Annotated in this window: 25 protein-coding genes; 16 read left to right on the top strand and 9 right to left on the bottom strand. The window is 66.1% G+C overall.

What is annotated here, in order from left to right; translation table 11 throughout:
• Positions 1-292: 292 nt before the first annotated feature.
• The 3 genes from V9G04_18510 to V9G04_18500 all read right to left on the bottom strand — a co-directional run bounded on the left by V9G04_18510 (position 293) and on the right by V9G04_18500 (position 1,609).
• Positions 293-697, bottom strand: a complete 405-nt coding sequence (locus tag V9G04_18510) for a PIN domain nuclease (protein MEI2715224.1) — start codon at positions 695-697, stop codon at positions 293-295.
• Entirely contained in the window at positions 694-915 is a 222-nt protein-coding gene (locus tag V9G04_18505; protein MEI2715223.1) for a ribbon-helix-helix protein, CopG family, read from the bottom strand. Before V9G04_18505 ends, V9G04_18510 begins: the two co-directional genes overlap by 4 nt.
• Before the next feature lie 175 nt (positions 916-1,090).
• Positions 1,091-1,609, bottom strand: a complete 519-nt coding sequence (locus V9G04_18500; protein MEI2715222.1) for a hypothetical protein — start codon at positions 1,607-1,609, stop codon at positions 1,091-1,093.
• 150 nt (positions 1,610-1,759) lie between these two features.
• Here V9G04_18500 and V9G04_18495 point away from each other — a divergent pair, with 150 nt between their 5' ends.
• Entirely contained in the window at positions 1,760-1,987 is a 228-nt protein-coding gene (locus V9G04_18495) for an antitoxin (protein ID MEI2715221.1), read from the top strand.
• Positions 1,984-2,376: a type II toxin-antitoxin system VapC family toxin gene (locus V9G04_18490; protein ID MEI2715220.1), complete on the top strand. Its 393-nt coding sequence runs from the start codon at positions 1,984-1,986 to the stop codon at positions 2,374-2,376. The genes V9G04_18495 and V9G04_18490 overlap by 4 nt, the downstream gene beginning before the upstream one ends.
• A gap of 24 nt (positions 2,377-2,400) precedes the next feature.
• Here V9G04_18490 and V9G04_18485 read toward each other — a convergent pair whose 3' ends face one another.
• Positions 2,401-3,042 carry a 3'-5' exonuclease gene (locus V9G04_18485; protein ID MEI2715219.1) on the bottom strand — a complete coding sequence of 214 codons (642 nt, stop codon included), beginning with the start codon at positions 3,040-3,042 and terminating at the stop codon, positions 2,401-2,403.
• Positions 3,039-4,847, bottom strand: coding sequence for a putative nucleotidyltransferase substrate binding domain-containing protein (locus tag V9G04_18480; GenBank protein ID MEI2715218.1), 1,809 nt, complete (start codon positions 4,845-4,847; stop codon positions 3,039-3,041). The genes V9G04_18485 and V9G04_18480 overlap by 4 nt, the downstream gene beginning before the upstream one ends.
• Positions 4,848-5,008: 161 nt before the next feature.
• Here V9G04_18480 and V9G04_18475 point away from each other — a divergent pair, with 161 nt between their 5' ends.
• Together V9G04_18475 and V9G04_18470 are read left to right on the top strand one after the other, a co-directional pair.
• Positions 5,009-6,085, top strand: a complete 1,077-nt coding sequence (locus V9G04_18475) for a serine hydrolase (GenBank protein MEI2715217.1) — start codon at positions 5,009-5,011, stop codon at positions 6,083-6,085.
• Between the two features lie 41 nt (positions 6,086-6,126).
• A complete protein-coding gene (locus V9G04_18470; GenBank protein ID MEI2715216.1) occupies positions 6,127-7,671 on the top strand; it encodes a biotin carboxylase in 1,545 nt (514 codons plus the stop codon).
• A gap of 1 nt (position 7,672) precedes the next feature.
• On the opposite strand, the gene V9G04_18465 is transcribed toward V9G04_18470, so the two are convergent.
• Together V9G04_18465 and V9G04_18460 are read right to left on the bottom strand one after the other, a co-directional pair.
• Entirely contained in the window at positions 7,673-8,926 is a 1,254-nt protein-coding gene (locus V9G04_18465) for a serine hydrolase (GenBank protein MEI2715215.1), read from the bottom strand.
• A 121-nt stretch (positions 8,927-9,047) separates the two neighbouring features.
• Complete coding sequence (locus V9G04_18460; protein ID MEI2715214.1) at positions 9,048-10,523, bottom strand: amino acid permease; 1,476 nt, start codon at positions 10,521-10,523, stop codon at positions 9,048-9,050.
• Positions 10,524-10,729: 206 nt separating this feature from the next.
• Between V9G04_18460 and V9G04_18455 the strand changes: the two genes are divergently transcribed.
• From V9G04_18455 to V9G04_18415, 9 genes are all read left to right on the top strand, one after another.
• Positions 10,730-11,461 carry an FCD domain-containing protein gene (locus V9G04_18455; protein ID MEI2715213.1) on the top strand — a complete coding sequence of 244 codons (732 nt, stop codon included), beginning with the start codon at positions 10,730-10,732 and terminating at the stop codon, positions 11,459-11,461.
• A 3-nt stretch (positions 11,462-11,464) separates the two neighbouring features.
• Positions 11,465-12,199 carry a cache domain-containing protein gene (locus V9G04_18450; GenBank protein ID MEI2715212.1) on the top strand — a complete coding sequence of 245 codons (735 nt, stop codon included), beginning with the start codon at positions 11,465-11,467 and terminating at the stop codon, positions 12,197-12,199.
• Between the two features lie 148 nt (positions 12,200-12,347).
• Positions 12,348-13,544: a cytochrome P450 gene (locus V9G04_18445; GenBank protein MEI2715211.1), complete on the top strand. Its 1,197-nt coding sequence runs from the start codon at positions 12,348-12,350 to the stop codon at positions 13,542-13,544.
• A 39-nt stretch (positions 13,545-13,583) separates the two neighbouring features.
• Positions 13,584-13,772 (top strand): ferredoxin, encoded by a 189-nt coding sequence (locus V9G04_18440; GenBank protein MEI2715210.1) that lies wholly within the window; start codon positions 13,584-13,586, stop codon positions 13,770-13,772.
• Between the two features lies 1 nt (position 13,773).
• Positions 13,774-15,006 (top strand): FAD-dependent oxidoreductase, encoded by a 1,233-nt coding sequence (locus tag V9G04_18435; GenBank protein MEI2715209.1) that lies wholly within the window; start codon positions 13,774-13,776, stop codon positions 15,004-15,006.
• Positions 15,007-15,059: 53 nt separating this feature from the next.
• The gene (locus tag V9G04_18430) at positions 15,060-16,445 is read left to right on the top strand and encodes a glutamine synthetase family protein (protein ID MEI2715208.1); all 1,386 of its coding nucleotides are present in this window, start codon (positions 15,060-15,062) and stop codon (positions 16,443-16,445) included.
• Positions 16,442-17,161, top strand: a complete 720-nt coding sequence (locus tag V9G04_18425) for a transporter substrate-binding domain-containing protein (protein ID MEI2715207.1) — start codon at positions 16,442-16,444, stop codon at positions 17,159-17,161. The genes V9G04_18430 and V9G04_18425 overlap by 4 nt, the downstream gene beginning before the upstream one ends.
• A complete protein-coding gene (locus V9G04_18420; protein MEI2715206.1) occupies positions 17,161-17,871 on the top strand; it encodes a gamma-glutamyl-gamma-aminobutyrate hydrolase family protein in 711 nt (236 codons plus the stop codon). Before V9G04_18425 ends, V9G04_18420 begins: the two co-directional genes overlap by 1 nt.
• A complete protein-coding gene (locus V9G04_18415; protein ID MEI2715205.1) occupies positions 17,868-18,668 on the top strand; it encodes a gamma-glutamyl-gamma-aminobutyrate hydrolase family protein in 801 nt (266 codons plus the stop codon). Before V9G04_18420 ends, V9G04_18415 begins: the two co-directional genes overlap by 4 nt.
• On the opposite strand, the gene V9G04_18410 is transcribed toward V9G04_18415, so the two are convergent.
• The gene (locus V9G04_18410; GenBank protein MEI2715204.1) at positions 18,659-19,849 is read right to left on the bottom strand and encodes an acyl-CoA dehydrogenase family protein; all 1,191 of its coding nucleotides are present in this window, start codon (positions 19,847-19,849) and stop codon (positions 18,659-18,661) included. The genes V9G04_18415 and V9G04_18410 overlap by 10 nt on opposite strands.
• Before the next feature lie 68 nt (positions 19,850-19,917).
• Here V9G04_18410 and V9G04_18405 point away from each other — a divergent pair, with 68 nt between their 5' ends.
• Together V9G04_18405 and V9G04_18400 are read left to right on the top strand one after the other, a co-directional pair.
• On the top strand, positions 19,918-20,937 hold the full coding sequence (locus tag V9G04_18405) for a 1-aminocyclopropane-1-carboxylate deaminase (protein MEI2715203.1): 1,020 nt from the start codon (positions 19,918-19,920) through the stop codon (positions 20,935-20,937).
• A 378-nt stretch (positions 20,938-21,315) separates the two neighbouring features.
• Positions 21,316-21,756, top strand: a complete 441-nt coding sequence (locus V9G04_18400) for a nitroreductase family deazaflavin-dependent oxidoreductase (protein ID MEI2715202.1) — start codon at positions 21,316-21,318, stop codon at positions 21,754-21,756.
• Positions 21,757-22,465: 709 nt separating this feature from the next.
• On the opposite strand, the gene V9G04_18395 is transcribed toward V9G04_18400, so the two are convergent.
• The gene (locus V9G04_18395) at positions 22,466-22,630 is read right to left on the bottom strand and encodes a hypothetical protein (protein ID MEI2715201.1); all 165 of its coding nucleotides are present in this window, start codon (positions 22,628-22,630) and stop codon (positions 22,466-22,468) included.
• 543 nt (positions 22,631-23,173) lie between these two features.
• Between V9G04_18395 and V9G04_18390 the strand changes: the two genes are divergently transcribed.
• Positions 23,174-24,475: an MFS transporter gene (locus V9G04_18390; protein ID MEI2715200.1), complete on the top strand. Its 1,302-nt coding sequence runs from the start codon at positions 23,174-23,176 to the stop codon at positions 24,473-24,475.
• The last annotated feature ends 63 nt before the right edge of the window (positions 24,476-24,538 follow it).

Genomic DNA, 24,538 nt, shown 5'->3' with positions numbered 1-24,538 from the left:
CAACCTCCAGATGGGGACTACGGCGCGCGGTGCACTCGATGGCTCGCTGAGCGCGGTCCTGTTGGCCTCGGCTTGGAATCGATGGGGTAGCCAGGAGAGGCACGGGATTGCCGAATCTGCTGCAAACTGCGCGCTTCAACTCGCCGGCGTCGTGATCGGGCTTCTGGCGTTCGTCGCGGGCCCACTTCTTGCCACCCCGCCTGCACCCGCGGGGCCAGGGCGAGAGTGCGAGGACTGACGACACGCTTGTCAACCACTTTGGGAACCGACAACTAGTGGCAACTAGTGGCAACTAGTGGCGGAGGCGCTCGGTCGGTTGGCCAGTGATCTCGGCGATGAGGTCGAAGTCCTTATCGAGGTGCAAGACCGTTCTACCGCTGAGCTCGGCCGTGGCGGCGATGAGCAGATCCGGGATCGAGGGAGTTCGGTGCTGTCCTCGTCGGGCGAGGAGGTGCTGAATCTGGACGGCGCGATCCTCCATGGCCGGCGTCAGGTACTCCACCGGCATGGAACCCAACGGAGGGTCCCCCAAGACGCGCGTGAGGTCGGAGGCCGAGCGCGCGGAGTAGCCCACCTCGAGTCGGGTCACCGTCGAGATCGCAACCAGACCGCGTTCGATGCGCGTGGCCCACTCATCGGCCTGGGGTGTCGATGCCAGCCTCACCAGCGCGGACTTGTCGACGAGCCAGACCGTCATGACCAGGCATCACGCATCACGTCGGGATCGGTCAGATCCGCAATCGTGGCGGCGAGGGTGCTGAAGTCCTGCACCGTCACGGACGAGGTGGTGCGGCGCGCCTCAGCGTGCAGCCGCCGACGCAAGTACTCACTCCGAGTCAGCCCCATCTTCTTGGCATGCTCGTCAAGAGCAGCCAGGTCCTCCCCCGGCACGTCTCTGATCAACACGTCAGGCATCTTCCACCTCCCTGATATCGCATGATAGCAACCTCCGGATCTGCCGCGGACTGGCGCACCTCCCAAGCGACAGCAGTTCGAACCAACTGCCTGAGCGCCGGCACCGAGACCTACGTCGCGACCTACAACGACACGGCAGTCGACTTCGCGGTCCTCATACAGGGACCACGCCGAGTCATCGGGTGTCGTCGACATGATCCGCGGTACTTGGAGTGCTTGGGGTGCGGCTGGCAGGTGAGGCCCTGCCCGCGGATGTAGACGATCGTGCCGGTGATCGTGACCAGAGGCGGCTCGTGATCAAGGTCGACATCTGTCGCCGGACGGCCAGCGCTTCACCGAGGCGGGCCGAGGTTCCGAGCATCACCTCGAAGATCTGGGCGAGCTGACCGTCCGGAGGAGGTCGCGGAATGCCAGGGCCAGTGCGGTGGTCGCGGAGGATGCGGCGTACCTCAGCCAAGTCGTTCAGGGACAGCGAGCGGATCTCCGAACGCGAACGTCGCAGCGGCGCTGTCCCGCGGACCGGTTTGCGCGGGAGCGCATCGTGGCGGACTGCGAGGTCGAGGACCTGACCGAGTACGACGCGGCCATGGCGGCCACGCGAAACACCCCGCTGGGCCTCGGTGTTGAGGAAGCGGTCGAGGGTGCTGACCGCCGGGATGCCGAGGTAGTCGGACAACTCCTGGATCGTCAGCAACCGTTCAAGTCCGGGCCGAGCGCTGTACGCGGCGGCTGAGGCAGAGGCATGCGGTCGCGCCAGACCAACAGAGCCTGAGCAGTCTGAGACCCGTCGCGCGCTGACGCAGCCCGATGGATCGGACGCTTGCACGTTGCTAGCATCCAGTTCATGACAACCCTGTACGTGCGTGACGTTCCGGACGAGGTAGCGGCCACTTTGAAGGCGCGCGCCGCTGCGGAAGGTAAGTCGGTCTCTGCGTATGTTGTCGCCGAGCTCGGACGCATCGCATCGCGTCCCACCAACGCCGAGATCGTGGAGCGCCTGCGGCAGTTGGACCGAAGCCTTGGGCCCACGAGCACTGACATCGTCGACACGCTCGCGCAGTCGCGCAGGTGATCGTCATCGACGCCTCCGCCATGGTGGAGGCCTTGGTTGGTCGCGATGTGGAGGCGAGCTTGCTCGATGCGCTTGCCGGCGATGTGGCCGCACCGCACCTGCTGGACATCGAGGTGGTGTCAGTGCTGCGTGGACTCGTTCTCGGTCACAAGCTGCCGCAGCCCTCGGCCGAGGCTGCACTGAGCCACTACTTCGATTTGTCGATCGACAGACGCGAAATGGCGCCACTGGTCGGGCGCGTGTGGGACCTGCGTCACCAGTTCACGAGTTATGACGCCAGCTACCTTGCCCTGGCGGAGGCGCTGGGAGCTCCGCTGCACACGTGCGATGTCAAACTCGACGGTGGAGGCCACAAGGCCGCGGTTCGCGTTCATGGAAGAAGCCGCTGATCTGGCTGACAGCGTGCCGACTACTTACCCCTGCGCGTGCTTGCGGCTGAGCCGCACCACGTCGGCAACCTGAAGGGGCTCTCGATCACGTTCGAGATGGCCCATCAACACGATGAACAAGACCGCCGTGGTGAGCGCGTCCCCGAGTGCGTGGTGTGGAGTGAAAACAGGCAGATCCAGTTGTCGGGCAAGCAGCTCGAGGCTGGGTTCGTGGCCCTCGACCTCCACGCCACGCCCGCACGCTCGCGCCAGGGCGGCGGTGTCGACCAGCCCCTCGGGTACGCGTTGGCGCAGCGGCGCCAGCGCCCGGTTCAAGAATGCCCGCTCGATCCAGGCCGCGTGCGCCACGAGCACCGAGCCGTGCAGCCGTGCGTGGAGTGCGTCGATCACCTGGGGCATCGTCGGTGCGGAGGCGAGTTCGTCTCGGGTCAGGGAGTGGATCTTCAACGCCTCGGTGGCGATCGGGCAAGACGGGCGTACGGGCTGGTACCACGAGGTGGCGTTGTCCACGCGTCCCTGCACGACATCCACCGCGCCGATCGACACGATCTCGTCAGAGTCCAGGTCCAGGCCCGTGGTCTCCACGTCGATGACCGTGAAGCGCGCATCTCGCCAAGGGCCTTCGAGCGGGGCGCTCCACGTGCTGACGCGGCGCCACAACCTCATGGCCCACCCCGCTCGGCTTCGAGTCGGCTCTGCACCCGGTGGATCGCCTTGAACGAAGACCGCAGGTGTCGTCGGCGCAGCGTGTCGATCTCGCGGGGATCGATCCAGGTGCTGGGGCGTACGCCCTCACGAATCGCCTCGATCTGATTGACGAAGATCATCTCGAAGATCTCGCGGTGCGCATGCTGAAGCTGCGCGCACTCGTCAGCGGTCAGCAGGCCCGCCTCCAAACCCTGCTGCAAGCGGTCCTGTGTCGAGGCGATCGGCGAACGAGTCTTCACCGCCACCCAACGCCCCAGGCCCACGATCGGGCTGAGGCCGCCCTGCTTGAGGTTGAGTTTGCCGCGGTGCTCGCCGTCGTGGTCGACCACGAAGTCCTTCACGAACCCCAGCGGTGGCCGGTGGGTGAGTGCGTTGGCAAGGGTACGACGGGCGAAGTCATCGCTGCCGGGCAAGGCGTGGACCGCCTCGTCCAGGCTCCGCCCGAGGACCAGACCGGTCACCGCCCGGCTGTCGGCGAGCATGGCCCCCAGCAGCAACGCGCCTTCCGCGTCGGGATTGGCGTACCACTTGCTGGCCCGCTGCACCCACTGCTCATAGGGCCGGCCGAAAAGTGGGTTGGAGGCGTTCGCGCCGTCAGGGCATCGCTCGAGTCCGCATCGCTCCAGCCCCTGGATCACCTCGTCGGCCTGCTGCAAGATGATCTGGGTTTGCGACTTGTCGGTCGGGTTCGCCCAGATCAGCGCGGTGTCCACATCGGAGGTCGGCAATGGCTCGCGGCGGGCCACCGAGCCGAGTACTGACCAGGCGTACGCATCCCCGGCCTCGTCGAAGGGTGGCGTCCAGCGCACCACCTTCTCCAAGACGGCGTCGATCATCGCGCTCAGGATCGCGCCGATCCGCAGCGGTGGCACACCGGCGTCGTAGAGATCCACGCACGTCGGGCGCAGCAGTCCCGCCGCAGCGCTGAGTTCCTCCAGGGACGTCGCCTGGTCGATCGAGGCGCGGATCGTCAACGGGTCGCGGATTTCAGCCGCAGCCAGATCGATGGCTCGACACACGCCGACGACCTCACCGCGAGGGTCGAGCACGACCAGGTGGTGTACGCCGTGGTGCACCATCGTGGTGAAGGCCGAGGCCGCGGTCGCGTCTGAGCGAATCGTCATCGCCGGTGCCGACACGATCGACGACAGGGGCGAGTGCACCGACATCTCGCCGGTCGCAACTCGCTTGCGGCAGTCGCTGTCGGTCATGATGCCCAACTCGCGGCCCAGCCGGATCAGCACGCACGAGCCCCGAGCCTGCGTCATCACCCGCGCCGCTTCGCGGATCGTGACTCGACTGTCACACCACAGCGGGGGTGACATGTGGTCGGTCACCGGGCGCATCGTCGAGTCGATCGCCGCGCTGGTCAGCAATGTCCGCCGGGTTTCGCCGCGCCCCAGACTCTCGAATCGCAAAGCCTCGGGGTGCTCCAGCACCGTGGCCGGATCGGGCAGTAGATAGAGCAAGGTGTCGGTCGCGGCGCGGACGGCCACGGTGGCACTCTGGCGTCCGAGCAGCCAGTACTGCCCGAAGGTGTCGCCCGGACCGAGTTCGTCGACGACCTGGGAACGGTCGAGCATCTGGACCAGCCCAGTTCGGACGATCGCCAGATGCTCGAAGTGCCCCTTCCCGCTCTCGACGATCGTCTCCCCGGCGCGATAGAAGGCCACCTTCACGCGGCGGCCCAACCGCTTCAACTCCGCGGTTTCGAGGCCGTCGTACGGGGCGTGGCGACCCAGGAAATCGACGAACTCCTGCATCCGGAACTCTCCCTGCGAGTCGGGGCAACGCGTGGCCAGACTAAGGGTACCGAAACAATGATCTAGTCCTATATGTTTAAGTCATGCACCCCGCGCCCGAGGCGGTCTGACCTGTGTTGCCAGTGGGTGTCCGCCTGCCGGTCGGACACGGACTGGGCCAGGTGCGGGCGCTCCCACTGGGGGCTGGTGAGTTGCTTGATCGGGAGCTGGTCTACGGCGAATCCCGGCCAGAATCCCTGCGTACTGCTCTCGAACGCTCGCACACCGACGCGTTCGTGGCACTGCATCGAGGCGAAGTGGTGGAGCAGTGGTACGCCGAGCGGTCCCTGGAGACCGCGCCTCAGGCGTTGATGTCGATTACCAAGTCCATGATCGGCTGCGCGGCCGGTGTCCTGGTGGAGCAGGGGTTGCTCGACGTGGCCGCGCCCGCCGTGGCCTACGTACCCGATCTGGCGAACGGCGGTTACGCCGACGTGACCGTACGCGACCTGCTCGACCAGCGCACCGGTGGTGACTACCGCGAGGATCATGACGATCCCGATGGCGAGGTTGCCCTGATCGGCAACGCACTGTTGGGTGTCGACGAGTCTCGGCCGACGTTGCGCGGCTTGGTTGCGTACTCCCCTCGCCTAGGCATCAGCGGCGGACCCTTCGCCTATCGCACTCTCGATACCGAGGCGCTCGCCTGGGTCTTGGAGGTCGCTGCAGGGCGTCCGCTCGTCTCGTTGCTGGCGGATCTGCTTACGCCCCTGGGCCTGGAATCGGAGTGCTCGATCAGCGTGGATCGACTCGGCGTGCCGCACTACGGCGGCGGCCTGGCCATGACCGCGCGCGATCTCGCCAGGTTTGGGCTGATGCTGCTCAACGGGGGTGCGGTGGGGATGACACAAGTGGTGCCCGTGCGCTTTCTCCAGGACGTACGCGCCGGTGCAGACGACTCCGTGGCGGCTTTCCGCGAGAGTCTCTCGCGTCGCGAGATCGACGCGCCAGCCAACGTGGCGACCATCTATCGCAACCAGTTCTGGGTGCCGGCCCAGCGCGGGCGACGGCTGTTGTGCCTGGGCATCCACGGGCAGTTGCTGCTGGTCGATCCTGACAACGAAGCGGTGATCGTGAAGCTCTCCAGCTGGCCTGATGCCCGTGACCCCGACCTCTTCAGCCTCGGCCTGACCTGTGCCGCCACCGTCGCGGAGACGCTCGGTGGACATCGCCCCGACCGCCCTCACCTGATCGCCTGACCATGTTGCGCACCGCCATCTCGCTACTGAAGGAGTTCCTGATGAGCACCACCCGTCGCCCGCAGAACCAGCCGCCGGAGCAGCAGCAGCCGGAGTCCAACCCACAGGCAAGGCCAGAGTCGGGGGCACCCGAACGGCGCCACCTTCGCAACATGTCGGAGATCCGTACGTTCTTTCGCACCAACGAGGTCCCGATCTTCTTCGTCGGCCCCACTGCGTTCAACCTCCTGGGGATCGACCGCTGGGTGCGCAACTTGTCGTTCATCTCCTATTACGACTCCTGGGACGGCTACCACCCACGCGTGTTCTCGCCGGCGGAGATCGAGCACGAGGACTTCACGTCCGGTGAGGACATCAACAACTACCTGCTGCGGCACCCGGCCGTACGCGAACGGATCGCGAAGGCCGTCAAGCGCACCGGCGATCGCCCGAAGGTTGCGATGGTCTTCTTCGACGAGGAGACCGAGGCGATCTGCGAGGAGCTCGGCTACGACCTGATCCTGCCTTCGTTCGAGTTGCGCAATCGCCTCGATTCGAAGATCACCACCACCCGACTCGGCAACGAGGCGGGTGCGCCTTCGGTGCCGAACATCTTGACCACGGTGGAGTCGTACGACGACCTCAACGAGCAGTCCACGGCCGCCGGGCTCGGCACCGACCTGGTGTTGCAGACGGCGTACGGTGACTCGGGCAAGACGACCTTCTTCGTCGCTTCTCGCGAGGACTGGAACAAGTGCGCGGCCGATGTCACCGGTGAGCTGTTGAAGGTGATGAAGCGGATCAACAACCTCGCGGCGGCCGTCGAGGCGGTCAACACCCGCCACGGCACGGTCGTCGGACCGTTCATGACCGACCTGACCGGCTACACCGAGCTCACCCCCTATCGCGGTGGCTGGTGCGGCAACGACCTCTATCCGGAGGCGCTCACCGATGCCCAGCGCAGCCGCGCGATCGAGCACGTGTCCCGGCTTGGTGACCGGCTGCGCGACGAGGGCTACCACGGCTTCTTCGAGGTGGACGTGCTGGTGGATACCGACACCGACGAGGTCTATCTGGGCGAGCTGAACCCGCGCATCTCGGGTGCGAGCTCGATGACCAACGTGACCGCGGGGGCGTACGCCGATGTGCCGCTGTTCCTCTTCCACCTGCTCGAATATCTCGACGTCGACTACGACCTCGACGTGGACGAGATCAACCAGCGTTGGCGCGAACTGGCGGCGGTCGACGTGTGGAGCCAACTGATCATGAAGACCTCCGACGAGCGGGTGAAACTGATCGAGAAGGCGCCCAAGACCGGCATCTATCGCCTCCAGCCCGATGGCACCTTGGAGTACGAACGCAACACTCTCGACTGGCATTACCTCAACGACACCGACGAGGCGTTCTTCCTGCGCGTGTACGGCGAGGGTGGCTACCTGTTCAAGGGCGCGGACCTCGGCATCTTGGTGACCAAGGCGCGCATGCAGATCGACAACGGGCTGACCGAGAAGTGCCTGCACTTCATCGACGGCATCAAGGAGGGGTACGAGGCGACCCCCGTGGACGAGATCCCGGTCGGCGCCAACTATCTGGCCTACCTGAAGTAGGTCAGCTCGACAGCTCGCGGGCGATCGCGCGGAAGGCCGCGATCGTGGAGGTGAGGCGATCGAGATCCTGCGGGGCCGGCCACGAGGAGAGCTTCACGCCCACCGTGCCCGTCGACCATTCGACGAACACCATCTGGCCGTGGATGCCCAGGCACAGCAGGATCGGCCCGTTGTCACCGGGCACGAACCAGAACTGGTTGCGATACCAGCCTCCGGGCAGGTAGGCCTCGTTCTCTGAGTCGGCGAAGGCTTGGCGTACGTCAGCCGGCGGGTGGGCCGCGGTCTCGATCCACTGCGCCGGGACGATCTGGTGCTGCCCGACGCGGCCGTAGTCGAGCAGCATCAGGCCGAGTCGGCCAAGGTCGCGCAGGGTCGCCGAGATGCCGCCGTCGTGGATGGCGCTGCCCAGGGGGTCCGCCGTCACCTCGGCGTCGTGGAAGGCGCCCATCGGCTGCCACAATCGCTGTGAGGTGAGCTTCGACATCCGCTCCCCGGCTGCCCGCTCGCAGATCCAGCCGAGTGCATCGGTGTCGATGGAGCGGTAGGTGAAGATCCCGTCGTGGTCGCCCTCGCCCTCGATGGTGAGGATGTAGGGATACATGCCGAGCGGGTCGCCGTGATTGCGTGGGGCCCAGCCCATCGACCGCTCCATCACGCGGACTTCCGAGTGCGGGTCGAGATAGGTCTCGTGGAAGCGGATCCCGGTGCGCATGTCGAGCAACGTCTGCACCGATGCCCCGGCATAGCCCGAGCCCGCCATCTCCGGCACGTACGTCTCCACCGGCGCGGTGGGGTCCAAGATCCCGTCGCCGGCCAGGCTTCCGGCCACGCACGACAAGATCGACTTCGACACCGACATCACCAGGTGGCGGCTGCGGCGGACCATGTCGCCGAAGTAGCGCTCGAAGACCAACTCGCCTTGGTGCAGCACGAGGAATCCGTCGGTGTCCGTACGCGCGATCACGTCGTCGACGGTCCCGGGCATGGCCAGCCCGCCGACCTGCACGCTTCCCAGATCCAGTGGCCGCTCGGGCATGGGACGGGGGGTGTCGGTGCCGTGGATGACCTGGCTGGGCATCACCTCGCGCATGTGCTGGAACGCCCACCGCAAGTAGACCGGTGACTGCCAGTTGGCCAGCGTGACCAGCGGTTGGCCCTGGGGGAGCAACGCGCGCGCTGCGTCCACCTCGGCCCACGCTGTCCCGGGGTCCGGCGCATAGTGTGCGTTGCCGGTGGACAGTGATGGTTGGGTCATGAACCTCGTGCACCCGAATCTGTGTGTGGAGAGGCGCCCGCACCGTGCGGACGCGCGGAAGATGGGACGGTAGGCAGGCTAGCCCGCCTACCGTCCCACCGAAGGACCGGTCCCGGTCGGGCTACTCCTTGGGAATGGCGGTGTCGAACGGCGCGGTACTGCGCCCAGCAGTGGGGTGCACCGCCTGGTAGATCAGGCCCACCGCCAAGACGATGAGTCCCGAGATCAGCACGGACCAGTTGTCGTACCACGCGACGCCGTCCCCGCCCAGCGGGCGGATCAGGCAGATGATGCCCATGATCCCCCAGGTAAGGGCGAGCACGTTCACGGGCAGGCCCCAGCCCCCGAGCGTGAACTTGCCGCTGGGCTGCCAGCCCCTCAGACGAGCGCGCAGCGCGGCCAGGACGACCATCTGGAACCCGATGTAGATGCCCAGGGCGGCGAAGCCCACGATCTTGGCCGTCGCGTTGGTGGAGACCTTCGAGCCCAGGATGATCAGGGTAGGCACGAGGGCCGCGAGAGCCAGGGCGTACGGCGGAATGTGGCGGGCCTGCCAGAACTGCTTGAGCAGCGAGGAGCCCATGATCATGTCGTCGCGACCGTAGGAGAACGCGAGTCGTGAGGCGGCGGCCTGAAGGCTGATCACACAGGAGAGGAAGGACAGCAGCACCACGAAGAGGACGATGCGGGCGCCGGTGTGGCCGAAGGCTTCCTCAAGCACGGTCTCGACGGGGGTGGTGTTCTCGCCGGAGATGACGGCTGGAATGTCGGTCACGGCGAGCACGAGCGCCAACGTCACCCAGATGGCGGCCGCGCCGCCGATATAGATGGTGCGACGCATGGCCTTGGGGATGAGTTTGCCCGGATTGGGGACCTCTTCCGCGACGTCGCCGCAGGCCTCGAAGCCGTAGTACTGGTAGATGCCGAGGAGGGCGGCGGCCGCGAACGCCCAGAAGTAGCTCTGGCCGTCGGCTGCGCCCATCGAGTCGAAGATGATGCCTACGCCGTGCTCTCGGTGGGCGATGAGCAGCCAGAGGCCGACGACCAGGGCGCCACTGAGTTCGGCGATGAAGCCCAGCATCGCGGCGACGGAGAGCGCCTTCGTGCCGAGGAAGTTGATGATGGTGGCCAGGGTGAGAATCGCGATCGCACACATGATGGTGGCGTTGACCGTCGGGGTGACTTCGAATGCCGCGGCGACATAGGGCGCCGAGCCGTACGACACCGATGCGATGGTTGCGAAGAGCGCACACATATAGACCCAGCCGGTCATCCAGGCCCATTTCTTGCCCCACAGACGCCGTGCCCAGGGGTAGACGCCGCCAGCCACGGGGTATTGCGCGACCACCTCGGCGAAGACGAGGGCGACGAAGAACTGACCGACGCCGGCGATGACAAGGGTCCAGATCATCGGCGGGCCCGCCATCGCGAGCGCGAACGCGAAGACCGTGTAGACGCCGGCGACAGGGGAGAGGTAGGTAAAACCGAGCGAGAAGTTCGCCCACGGGCTCATGTCCCGCTTGAACTCCGTGGAGTAGCCGAGAGACGCCAGGTGCGCGGCATCCTCGTCGTGCTCGTCGTGCGGAACGGTTGTCATTGGTCTGATCCCATCTGGAGTGGCGCCCCGGGGGCGCCGGCGCTGGCGTGAAAACAGGTCGAGATGTTGGGGTCCGAGATGGGCCTCGGCATCGGCCGAAAACGAAAACTACAATCTTGGGGGATTAGCCGCAAGCAATTGCGCCGGCTACTGTCGGGTAGCCTCGTGCGTACTGCTCGATGCATTCTTGAGAGGACCTCGCCCACGTGCCGAAGTTGTCCGTGCTCACCCCGGCTTCGGCTGGTGGTACGCGTGCGGCCGAAGTCGTGGCGCGGCTCAAAGAGGCCATGTTCCTCGGCATCGTGAGCCCCGGAGAACAACTCCCGACCGAGGTGGATCTGGCTCGGCAGTTCGGCGTTGCTCCGATGACGATCCGCGAGGCGCTCTCGGCCTTGCGCGACATGGGTCTGGTCGAGACAAGGCGCGGGCGTACGGGTGGCTCGTTCGTACGCCGCCAGGCCCAACTGATGACTGACGAGTCGCTGGCGCACCTCCAGGAACTGTCGATCTCGCAACTGCGCGACCTCATGGACGAGGCCGAAGCCGTGGATGGTCAGTCCGCACGATTGGCGGCGCGGCGCGCGTCGTCGGCCAACCTGGCCCGCCTGCGCGATCTCGTCGACTCGCTGATCAACGCCGACAACGTCGCCGACCGAGTCCGCGCAGACAGCAGATTCCACATCGAACTGGCCGTAGCCGCCCACTCCGAGCGGCTTACGCGAGCTGCCGTACGCATCCAGGCCGAACTCAGCAGCATGCTCTGGCTGGATTTGTGCGAGGGTCCTGACGTGAAACTCGTCGCTGGGGCGCACCGCGCCATCGCCGAAGCGGTCGCCGCAGGCGAAGAAGACCTTGCTCGCGACTTGGCTGAGCAGCATTCACGCTCGGCCATGGCCAGGCTGGTCGATCTACACCTGATTGCCACGCGCGAGAGCTGACCGATGCCTGACGTCACGTCCTGGGGCCAGCCCTCGGCGGCCGAACTCGCCTCGGCGGTGGGTGCCGTACTCACGCCGGTCTTCGAGCATCTCGATGTGCTCTCGGGCCTGGTTCTCGACTGTTGGCGCGAGGCCGGAGGTGTGATCCGCGAGGAGGACCTGGCTCCGGTCGCCGAACATGTGACCGCGCTGTTGCCGGCCGACCCCCTGCTGGAAGGCCACGGCTACGTTGCCGACATCGGGCTGGTGCGCAACACCGAATCCCACTTCATGATGTGGTGGCAGATGCGTGGCGCTAGGGCGACTCGCCTGCGCCTGAACTCCGAGTTGGCAAGCCTGGATCTGTACGACTACGCCCGCATGGAGTGGTTCACCACGGCCCGCGACGAGCGGCGGCGAGTCATCGTGGGGCCGTACGTCGACTACTCCGGCTCCGAACTCTTTGCGACCACGGTGACCGTGCCGATCTTCGATGGCGACCGGTTCTTGGGTATTGCTGGAGCGGACCTGCATTTTCGTGACTTGGAACGCCGACTGCTGGGGCAGTTGCGCAAGTCGACCGCGCACGTGTGTGTGGTCGACAGCGACCGTCGCGTGATTGCCGTCAACTCGGCCCGCTGGTTGGTGGCGGAGCGGCTCAAGCGCCTTCCCGTGGCTGGCGAGGCCGAGATCGCGGAGGTCGCCGACGTGCCCGGTGGCTTCGGCTGGCAGGTCGCGGTCGCGGTCACCGACGGGTAGGCGTCTGACGAATCCCGCGCGCGTTCTCGGGTGCTGAGGCGCGCCTTGAGCCCACCGGTGGGCTGTGGCGTGGATCACTGGTTGACAAACAATCCTACGTTTCTAGAGTATTCGAAGGTCAGCCTTTCACCCGCCACCGGAGAGCGACATGACCACCACCGCAGTCCCGCATCTGAACCTCGCCGACCCGGCCTTCTCGATCACTTCTGCCGCGGTGCTCGCCGCCCGCGAGCAGCACTGGTATGCCACGACTCCGTACGGCTTCGCGATCTTGCGCTACGAACAACTCAGTCGTTTGATGAAGCACCCCAAGCTGCGGCAAGGCAGCATCGCCTGGCCTGCCCACAACGGCATCGTGGAAGGTCCCCTGGCCACCTGGTGGAAGAGCTGGATCCTCAACAAGGAGGGCGAGGAGCACCACCGACTGCGCCGCCTGATGAACCCCGCCTTCTCGCCCAAGCTCATCGGCAGCCTGGTGCCCCGCTTCCAGGCACTGGGCAACGAACTCATCGACAACTTCCACCACGACGACCACTGCGAGTTCATCAGTGAGTTCGCCGAGCCGTACGCCGCGCGCGTCATCGCGATCATGCTCGGCATTCCCGAAGAGGAATGGCCGATCATCGCCAAGGAGGCCGCGACCATCGGCCTGGCCCTCGGCGTGACCATCCGGGAGGAACTGCCACGGATCGAGGCCGCGCTGGGACGGCTCTACGACTATGCCGACGAACTCATCGCCGACCGTCGAGCCAACCCCCAGGACGACTTCGTCACCACGCTGGTCAACGCCAGCCGAGACGAGGACGGGCGCCTGAGCGACACCGAGCTGCGCGACGGTCTCGTGCTGTTGATCTTCGGCGGGTACGACACCACTCGAAACCAACTTGGGCTGGCGATGCAGACCTTCATGGCGCACCCCGACCAGTGGCGGCTGCTGGCCGAACGCCCCGACCTCGGCAAGGCCGCCGTGGAGGAAGTCATGCGCGTCAACCCCACCGTTCGCTGGGTGACGCGCGAGGCCCTGGAGACCTTCACGTACGAAGACCTCACCGTCCCGGCCGGGACGACCGTCCACATGATCAGCCAGTCCGCCGGCACCGACCCTCGGGTCTTCGGTGAACCTTCGTTCGACATCGAGGCGACCCGCAAGCCGCACTACGGCTTCGGCGGCGGCGCCCACCACTGCCTGGGCCACTTCGTCGCTCGCTCCGACATGAGCGAGGCGTTGCCACTGCTGGCACGGCGGCTGCGCGACCCGTACCCCATGGAGGGCGGCACCTGGCTTCCCGACTCCGGCAACACCGGCCCGGTGCGCCAGCCGATCGGTTTCACGCCCGGCACCTGACGCCTCTCCCGCCCGTTCTCACCCCACGAAAGGACACCCATGAACGTCACCGTCGACATGAATCTGTGCGAGGACCACGGCCAGTGCGCGATCGCCGCGCCCAACGTCTTCCGCATCAACGACGAAGGCAAGTTGGAGTACGACCCCAACCCCGACGACAGCGAGATGAGCAACGTTGAGGAAGCAGCCGACGTCTGCCCGGTCCAGGCGATCCTGATCGGCGACTGAGGTGGGCGAGCACGACTCCCCCGAGCGGATCGCCGTCGTGGGTGGCTCGCTTGCCGGTCTGCGCGCAGCCGAGCAGTTGCGCGCGGCCGGCCACGGCGGACCGATCACGGTCTACGGCGAGGAGTCGCACCTGCCTTACAACCGGCCCCCGCTGTCGAAGGAGGTGCTGGCCGATCCCGAGCGCGACAGCGCCGACTCGATGTTCGAGCGCCTGGCGTTTCGCCGACGCAGTTCGACCGCAGACGTCGACTTCCGGCTCGGTGCGCGCGTCGACTCGGCCGACTTGGCCGCTGGCACGCTCACCCTGGCTGACGGCAGCGTCGAGACGTACGCAGGACTCGTCGCGGCAAGCGGCCTGCGACCTCGCGTGCTGCGTACGGAGGGACCCACCGCCGGACGCCACTGGTTACGCACCATCGACGACTGCCTCAACCTCAAACGTTCCTTGGGCGACCCCCGCGACGTGGTGGTCATCGGCGCCGGCTTCATCGGCTGCGAGACTGCCTGCACCCTGCACAAACTCGGCCACCGCGTGACCATCGTGGAGCCGACCGGAGCGCCGATGAACCGGGTGCTGGGTGTCGAACTGGCCGCCGCCGTGCAGGACTATCACACCCGACAGGGCATCAGTTTCGTCATCGGTCCAGGCGTGGCGGGCTTCACCGGTGACGAGCGCGTCACTGGAGTCACCCTCGACACCGGCCAGACGCTTCCCGCGGACCTGGTGGTGGAGTCGGTCGGGTCCCTCTGCAACACCGAGTGGCTCGGTGGCAACGCTTCTCTCGACCTGACGGACGGCGTCTTGGTCGACAACGACCTCGCCATTGTCGGAGCCGAGCGGGCCGTCGCGGTTGGCGACATCGCTCGCTTTCCCAACCCGCTCTTCGACGAGGTCCCCCGACGTGTCGAGCACTGGAACATCCCCACCGACACCGCCAAACGGGCGGCGGCCACCCTGGTTGCCCAACTCACCGGCACCCCGCACGCCCTCGCGCCGTTCGCTCCGGTGCCTGCCTTCTGGAGCGACCAGTTCGACCTGCGTTTCCAAAGCTATGGCTCACCCGGGCTCGCGGACACTGTCGAGGTCGTCGAAGGCGACCTGGGCGACCTCACTTCCGGGCTGCTGACCCGCTATACCCGCGCCGGCCGACTCGTCGGATCGGTTGCGCTCAATCTGTCCGGGGCTCGGCAACGCGATCTGCGCAATGAGTTCGTCGCCATGGCCCCGGCCTGATTCACCGCACCACCTAGCACCACTCGCCCGCACGATTCGAGAGCAGGAACGCCATGGCCACAACCCCCCTGGATCAACACCGCGAAGGCAACAGCAGCAGCGACGCTCTCGCCGCCGCGAGGGCCGCCATCGAGCAGCACGGTGTGGAGACCATCTATTACCAGGCCGTCACCATCACCGGCCGGGTGCTCGGCAAAGTGATGCCTGCGCGACATCTGGAGCGGGTCGCCGGGCACGGCATCCAGCAGCACCGCACGGCCGCAGCCAACCTTCAGTCCACGCGCGCCGGTGTGCTGCTGGGCGGCGGCGTCAACGCGGCCGAATACACCGCGGTCCCTGACCTGGACACCTTCTCCGTGCTGCCGTGGGACACCACCACGGCGCGGGTGTTCTGTCGGTTGTACGAGCCGGACCACGTGCTCGAGATCGGTGGTGAGCCGTACGCCGCGGACTCTCGCGGGCTGCTGCAGCGAGTGCACGCCGGCTTCACCGAACGCACCGGCTTGGAGATGCGTACGGGCACCGAACCCGAGATGTCCTGGGAAGGCCCCGGGCTGGAGGCCACCTTCCGACCCGACTCGAGCCCGGCGTACCACATCGAACACCTCGAACGCGCCCGGCCGATCTATCAAAAGGTGATCCAGTACGCCCAGGCCATGGGCTTGGACATGATCGAGGGCGACTACGAGGACGAGGGCCAAGTCGAACTCAACTGGATGTACGACCACGCGAACCTCACCGCCGACCGGCTCGTCACCTACCGCCAGATCTGCAAGCAGGTCGCGCGCGAGTTGGGAATCCAGGCCAGCTTCATGCCCAAGCCGTACACCGGCCAGATGGGCAATGGCTGCCACCACAATTTCAGCCTGTGGCGAGGTGATCAGAACGTCTTGGAGGAGAAGGGCGTACGCGAACTGCACCTCACCGACCAGGGCAAGCATGCACTCGGGGGAGTGCTGCTGCACGCGGCCGGCTCGATGCTGGTGATGGGCCGCACGGTCAACTCCTACAAGCGCTATTGGGATGCCGGGCAGTTCGCCCCCTCGAAGATCAACTGGGGCATGGACAACAAGACCTGCACGGTGCGGCTCTCGGCCAACGGCCGGTTGGAGTTCAAGCTCCCCGACGCGGCCGTGAACCCGTACCTCTCCCACGCGATCTTGATCGCAGCGTGCGAGGACGGCCTCAACAACCAGATCGACCCAGGCGAGCCGACCGTCGGCTCCAGTTATGACCAGCCACAGAACGAGGCGTTCCCCACGCTGCCGTTGACCATGGGTGATGCGATCGAGGCGTTCCGCGCCGACACGGTGATCCGGGAGACCTTCGGCGACCCACTCACCGACCTGCTGTTGGCCTACCACGAGGACGAATGGGCGCGCTATTGCGGCCAGGTGTCGGAGTGGGAGCGGATGATGTACTGGGATGACGCCCCGTGAGCGCGCTTCGACTGGCGTGTCTCGACGCCGATGCGCCGCCGTTGTTCGGGCTGGCGTCGGCGCCGGGTGGTCGTCAGGGCTTCGAGCCGGCGGTAGCAGAGTTGGTCGCCGCCGAACTCGGCCGGGAGGTCCAGTGGGTGTTGGTGCCGTGGACCGACATGGTCCCGGCCAGCCAACGCGGCGACGCGGACGCTGTCTTGTGCGGACAGGGGATGACCGATCTGCGCCGTGAGGCCAGCGACTTCACCCGGCCGTACGCCGTCTTCCACGAAGGGGTGCTGATTCGCCGTGGCGAGCCGATCTCGACTGCGGCCGATCTAGCGGGCAAGCGGGTCGCGGCGATCGAGAACAGCACCAACATGACGCTGGCCGAGTCCTTCGACGGTGCGATCTGCGTGCCTTTCGGCAGTGGATCCGACGACGTGTACGCCGACATGCTCGCCGCACTGCTGTCCGGCGAAGTGGACGCCGTGGTCGACGACGACGTGGTGTTCGTGCCGCTGGGGGAGACCCACCCCGACTACGAACTCGCCTTCGTGGTGCGCACGGGCAACCGCTGGGGGATCTCGGTTCCCAAGGGCCATGGCGACACCCTCGCCGAACTCGACGATGCGCTCGGACGCGTTATCGCGGACGGGAGACACAAGGCGGCCTGGCGCGAGTGGCTGCCGACACTGGACTACCCGTTCGAGGACCAGGTGGAGGCCTCCGACTGATGAGACCACTGATCGGTGTGATCGGTCGACGTGCGGCGAGTGTGCCGATCCTGCGGTTCACCGCGACCCTGGCGGCCGAGGCGATGTGCGAGGCCGTCTATGCCGGTGGCGGTGAGCCGGTCGTCTTCCACGGCCTCGGCGCCGGGCCGGGCAGTGAACTCGCAGGTCGGCTGGCACGTTTCGACGCGCTGCTGATGCCTGGTGGCGCCGACCTCGGGCCGGAGCGGTATGGCCAGGAGCCGCACCCGACGACTGTCGAGGTGGTGCCGTGGCAGGACAGTTTCGACATCGCCGTGACCCAGGCGTACCTGGCCAGCGGGCAACCCGCGCTCGCGATCTGCCGCGGCCTCCAGGTGCTCAACGTCGTGTGTGGCGGTGACCTGGTCCAGGATCTCGTCGAGACGACCGTGCCGCATCGCAGCGCGCCCCATCAGGTCAGCGTCACGGCGGGGACCCGGCTGCGGGAGGTCGTGGGTCAAGACGCGATCGAGGTGTCCTCTTACCACCATCAGGCCATCGGGCGCCTCGGCGCAGGCCTGGTGGTGAGCGCCGCCGCAGCTGACGGCGTGATCGAAGCGATCGAGCACGAGAGTGCCGACCTGATCGGGGTGCAGTGGCATCCCGAGGACCTGTTCGGCACCAACGCCACCGACCTCGCGCTCTTTGCCGACCTCGCCGAGCGCGCCGAACGCTGGCGGTCGCAGACGTGACGGACTCAGCCTTCGTCACCGTCGAGTCAGTCACTCCAAAGCAGTCACCGTCGGCAGATCCGGTGGCGCACGTGGCCGTGCTCGTGTCGCTGAACTTCCCCGACATGAACGCCGAGACTGCGGCGCTCGTACGCCGTTTCACAGCCGTTGCGTTGCAGGAACTTGTGGAGCAGGGGGTGTCGTACGAACTCTTCGACACCTCCGAACCGCTTGCCGACCCGGCGCTCGTCGCCCGGTGCGATGGCTTGTTGATGCTGGGCGGAGGGGATGTCGACGGGTCGTTGTACGGCGCCCCGGATGGCGATGTGCCGAACTCGTACGGCGTCGACCTGCGCGCCGATCACGACGGCATCGCCGCCGCCGAGGCGGCTGTCGCCGACGACCTCCCGGTGCTGGGCATCTGCCGCGGATCGCAACTGCTCAATGTCGCGCGCGGGGGCACGATCATCCCCGATATCGACGACTTCGGGCTTCACCGCGGCGGGCCTGGTGAGGAGATGTTCCTCGACGAGGAGATCCTTCTCGAACCGAGTTCGCGGATCGCGCGCCTACTCGGCAACGAGCGCATCACGGTGCGTTCGGGCCATCACCAGGCGGTGGACCGCATCGGTCGCGGGCTGGTGATCACCGCGCGTGCCCACGATGGCATCGTGGAAGGGTTCGAAGATCCGGATCGCTGGTTGGTCGGAGTTCAGTGGCATCCCGAAGACGACCGCGGCTCGGCCGAGGACCGTCGCCGACTCTTCGCCGGTTTTGTCGAAGCGTGCGTGGCGCGTCGGGCTCTGACTCAGCGGTAGGCGGTTTCGCCGGTGACGGCTTGGCCGAGGACCAGGGTGTGCATCTCGACGGTGCCTTCGTAGGTGAGTACGGACTCCAGGTTGTTCATGTGCCGGATCACCGGGAACTCCAACGAGATCCCGTTCGCACCAAGAATGGTGCGTGAGGTACGACAGATCTCCAACGCCTCACGCACATTGTTGAGCTTGCCGATGCTCACCTGTTCGGGACGCAGCACGCCGGCGTCCTTGCGCCGGCCGAGGTGGATCGCGAGCAGGACACCCTTGATGTATTCCAGGTGCATGTCGGCCAACTTGGCCTGAGTCAACTGGAAACCGCCGAGCGGGCGACCGAACTGGGTGCGTTCCTTGGCATACGTCTGCGCCGCCATCAACGACGACCGCGCCGCCCCCATCGCACCCCACACGATCCCGTACCGGGCCTCGTTCAAACACGACAGTGGACCCTTCAACCCGCGCACCTCGGGCAGCACCGCACTGTCGGGCAGCCGTACCCCATCCAGCACCAGTTCACTGGTCACCGAGGCCCGCAACGACAGCTTGTGCTTGATCAACGGCGCCGAGAACCCAGGCGTGTCGGTCGGGACCACGAAACCTCGGATCCCTTCGTCGGTCTGGGCCCACACCACCGCCACATCGGCGACCGAACCGTTGGTGATCCACATCTTGCGGCCATCCAGAACCCAGTCCACACCATCGCGGCGTGCCCTGGTGCGCATCGACCCCGGGTCCGAACCATGGTCAGGCTCGGTCAGACCGAAACAGCCGATCGCCTCACCAGTAGCCATCCGGGGCAGCCACTCCTGTTTCTGCTCCTCCGAACCCCACCGCCAGATCGCGAACATCGCCAACGACCCCTGCACCGACACCAACGACCGGATCCCCGAGTCAGCCGCTTCGAGTTCCAGACACGCGATGCCGTACTCGGTCGCGGTCATCCCCGCACAGCCGTACCCCTCCAAATGCATGCCCAACAGCCCGAGCTTGCCGAACTCCCGCGCCAGCCCACGAATGTCGTCGATCTCGCCACGCTCGAACCAATCGGCCACATAAGGATCGACATGATCAGCACACAACTGCCGCACCGACTCCGCCACCGCCAACTCGTCAGGACTGAAGAGATCATTGAGCGCCGCCGGATCACGCGGGTCCAGAGGGGGAAGTTTGGTCGAGGTGCTCATCAAAGATCTCCTTCTCAGTTGTCCCGAGGGTATTGCCCTCGCCCCCACCCTAGGGTCGGATTGGGGTTATGAAACTCGCCGACTTCCCGCGCTATCCGCTCACCTTCGGCCCGAGCCCGGTGCACCACCTCAAACGGCTCACCGAGGCGCTCGGCGGTGCGCAGGTCTGGGCCAAACGCGAGGACGTGTCGAGCGGCCTGGCGTACGGCGGCAACAAGGTCCGCAAACTCGAATACATCGTCCCGGATGTCTTGTCGTCCGGTGCCGACACGCTCGTGTCGATTGGCGGATACCAGTCCAATCACACGCGTCAGGTCGCGGCCGTCGCCGCGCACCTGGGCTTGAAGTGCCGACTGGTGCAGGAGAAGTGGGTGCCGTGGGACGACCCGACCAACACGCAGGTCGGCAACATCTTGCTTTCGCGGATGATGGGCGCCGACTCGCGGCTCGACCCGGCGGGTTTCGACATCGGCATCCGCGACTCGTGGAAGGACGCGCTGCGGGAGGTCGAGGAGGCAGGTGGAGTGCCGTACGCCATCCCGGCCGGTGCGTCGGAGCATCCGCTGGGCGGTCTTGGGTTCGCGAACTGGGCCTTCGAGGTGGCCGAGCAGGAGAAGGCGCTGGGCGTCTTCTTCGACACGATCATCGTCTGCACGGTCACCGGCTCGACGCACGCCGGGATGATCGCGGGGTTCGCGGCCTTGGAGGAACTGACCGGCGTACGCCGTCGGGTGCTCGGTATCGATGCCTCGGCGACGCTGTCACAAACGACGGACCAGGTCGCGCGGATCGCCCGACACACGGCGTCCTTGATCGAACTCGGCCGCGATCTGCGCGACGACGAGATCACGGTGCTGGAGGGCTGGGCCGGCGATCTCTATGGGTTGCCGGTCGACTCCACGATGGCGGCGATGGCGATGGGCGCACAGTTGGAGGCGATGATCACCGACCCGGTCTATGAGGGAAAGTCGCTAGCGGGGTTGATCGACCTGGTGAAGTCGCGCGAGATCCCGGCGGACTCCCACGTTCTCTACGCGCACCTGGGTGGCCAGCCCGCGATCAACGCCTACCACTCGCTCTGGCCCTGACCGCACCGGTGGTCGAGGAGCGTCCCCCGGTGGTCGAGGGCGCCAACCGGTGGTTGAGGAGCGCCGCAGGCGCGTCTCGAAACCACACCCCACCGGTGGTCGAGGACCGTCCCCCGGTGGTCGAGGAGCGCCATCCGGTGGTTGAGGAGCGCCGCAGGCGCGTCTCGAAACCACACCCCACCGGTGGTCGAGGACCGTCCCCCGGTGGTGGAGGAGGACCATCCGGTGGTTGAGGAGCGCCGCAGGCGCGTCTCGAAACCACGCACCCCCGGTGGTCGAGGGCGCCAACCGGTGGTTGAGGAGCGAGCGAAGCTCGCGTCTCGAAACCACATTTCCCGGCCCCGGAATCCCTGATCGTCCCTCGTCGTTATGCCCACCATGACTCTTCAAGGTGAATACGTCCCGAGCAGCACCGAGTGGGTGCGCAACAACGTGGCCGAATACGAGGCCAGCAACGGAGAGTTGGGCGGCACGCTGCCCGGCACCGAGTACCCGATCGTGGTGATCACCTCTGTCGGTGCGCACAGCGGCAGCCTGCGCAAGAACCCAGTGATGCGCGTCGAGTACGAGGGCAGCTACCTCGCCGTCGCGTCGAAGGGTGGCGCGCCGGAGGACCCGTCGTGGGCGGCCAACTTCCGTGCACACCCGACCGTCGACTTGCAAGACAAGGCCGAGAAGGCGTCGTACGCCGTGCGCGAACTCAGCGGTGACGAGCGGGCCCAATGGTGGCAGCGGGCGGTCGAGACCTGGCCGACGTACGCGTCGTACCAGGAGCAGACCGACCGCGAGATCCCGCTGTTCCTGCTCGAACGCGCCTGATCGAGTTCGGCCAGGTCACTAGATCGTCACCTGAACTCAAGACGAACTGGGCCTCGAAGCAGTCTCTCAGCGACTCGAACCAGGCCGCGCCGGCGACCCACGCTGCTGGAGGTGGTCATGCGCCGCTATCGATGCACCGGCTGCGGGCATGTGATTGGGATGAGCCCTCAATAGGCGGAAGGACCCGCCAGCGATCACCCCCAATCGGGACATTGAATATTGAGAGGTGATTGGCTGGACAGTTCAACGCGTCCAGTGGTGAACCGCAGGGTTGGGCTCGTCCCAATCTGGGGATTGGAGGAAAGCAGGATCCAGTCGCTGTTTGGAGTGTCGGCGACATCCTGGCATTCCAGGGATACATCCGCATCCACGAATAGCATGGCCCGCCAAGAATCTGAGGGCAAATTGGCTGCCCAGTCGTGAATGGGGCCCTCGCGAAAATAGCGAATTACGGGCGTTGATAAATCGGATTCTGTTAAGAAACTCTCCAACAAGTGGCCGGAACTGTCCGAGATTAGGATGGTCAGGTTTACTTGCGGGGGGACGCGCAAGTGCGCGCCGCGGGCTACCACGGCAATGTCGTACCACCACACCGAATTGCCAGGCTCCGCAGTTATCCCAGCCGAGCATCCCGGCGGAATGGTTAGCCAACCGTTCCTTGGGTGAACCGACAGTAGGAGATCGGCGGAGGGGTTATCGTTGACTAATCTCACGTGGGATCGAGGTTGTCGTTGGCGGTGTCGGAAGGCAAGGGGAACCACCCCGCGTCCTCGGTTCCGCCCATGTCGTCGATGAACACGTGAGCCATACCGTAAGCGCCATTTCCCAGATAGGACTTGATGTATTGCCCCAGCCCTATCTGGCGCCAGTTCACGCCGGTAACGCGCCTTTTGGATTGATGACTAGATCTGCCCGACTGTACTTTACGGCAGCAGCTTGGAAGATGTCAGACGGGCTGCACCAAGGGGCGCCGCCTCCCCCTGCCGGTTCCACGACTTCGTTCGGTGCAGATGCACCAGCCGACACGACTGAATCAGCGCCAGGGCTCGCGTATGTGGGGCTACCGAGCAGCGTTCTCCCCAGGGTGGCGACGATCGTCGCGGCAATGGGATATCTATTCATTCGACTCCCTGGCCCGGTAGAGCAATTCGCACAATCGCTGGCTTGCGTCAGGGAACATGATGCTCTCCAGAACGATCCGAACGCAACAGGTTGCACAGAGTGCATCGCGCGTCGACGTGGCACGCGGCTGGGCCAGATCCCGGTTCGACCGCCAGGCCCCCAATGGCGCTGTACCTGCTCGAACGCGCCTGATCGCTGCGGGTTTCCAGGGTAAGTGGGACGTTCCTGGCCGGAATTCGGGCCGGAAACGTCCGCGATCCCGGGTACACCGACTCTGACACCCCACAATGACCCGGTGACCACCACTGCGCTGGCCGAACCCACGACCACCCCACCGGCACGCTGGACGGCATCGCTGGTGCTGCTCAACCTCGCGGTGACGGCGGGCTGGTTCGGACCGATCCAGGTGCTGCTGGCTCAGCAGGCCAAAGAGATCGCTGCCGCCGAGCCGGGCGGGATGAGCAAGGAACTCATCCTGGCGATCGTGCTCTTCTCCGGCGCCGCCGTGTCGATGGTCAGCAACCCGGTCTGGGGCGCGCTGTCGGATCGGACGATGTCACGGCTGGGTCGGCGCGTGCCCTGGGTGATCGGTGGCGTACTCACCGGCGCTGTCGCGCTCCTCCTCGTCTCGCAGTGCCGCAACACCCCGATGCTGGTTGTCGGCTGGTGCCTGGTGCAGTTGACCCTGAACGCAGCGTGGGCGGCCGTGACGGCGGCCGTACCCGACCAGGTGCCCGTCGAGCGCCGCGGTTTGATCGGAGGATTGATCGCGATCGCCGGCACCGTCGGTGTGCTGGTGGGCATCACCATTGCCGACATCACTGGCTCGATCGCGCAGGGCTATGTGGTGATCGCGATCGTGATGGTGGTGCTGGCGCTGCCGTACGTCTTCGGCTCGCGCGACGTGCCGCTGCCTGCAGATCACCCGCGCGAGCCGTTTTCGCTGTCCGCGATGTTGCGATCCTTCTGGGTCTCGCCGCGCGACTACCCCGACTTCGCGTGGGCCTGGATCACGCGACTGCTGGTCAACCTGGGCAACTGGATCGCGCTGAACTACCTGTTCTACTTCCTCACCGACGGCCTCGGGTTCACCGATGACGACGCCAATGGCCGGCTCGGGCTGCTGGTGATGATCTACGGAGTCACGACCGTGCTTACTGCCGGGATCGTCGGCTGGTGGAGCGACCGGGCCGGAAAGCGCAAGGTCTTCGTGATCTGGTCGGGTGTCGTTGTCGGGATCAGCGCCCTGATCATGGCGCTGTCACAGAACTGGACCTCGCTGATGGTGGCCGCGATCGTTCTCGGCTGTGGCTATGGCATCTATCAGGCCGTCGACTTCGCACTGATCACCCAGGTCCTGCCCGAGGCCCAAGAACGCGCCAAGGACCTAGGCGTCATCAACATCGCCGCGGCCTTGCCGCAGGTGCTGGCTCCGGCGATCGCGGGCGGCATCCTGGAGGTCGTACGACGCTCGGGCGGCTCGGTCGCGACGTTGGGTGAGTCGTGGTCGCTGGGCTACGGCATCGTCTATCTGACGGCGTTCGGCGTCTGCCTGCTCGGGTCGATCTTCGTCACCCGGATCCGCAGCGTCGCCTAGGCGCGCACTTGCGCCCGGTCGGCGTGATTTACGCGTGCGTTTGCGCCCGGTCGGCGTGATTTA

It is taken from the genome of Nocardioides sp., assembly GCA_037045645.1.
Classification (GTDB): domain Bacteria; phylum Actinomycetota; class Actinomycetes; order Propionibacteriales; family Nocardioidaceae; genus Nocardioides.
This window is presented reverse-complemented; position numbering and strand designations above follow the sequence as displayed.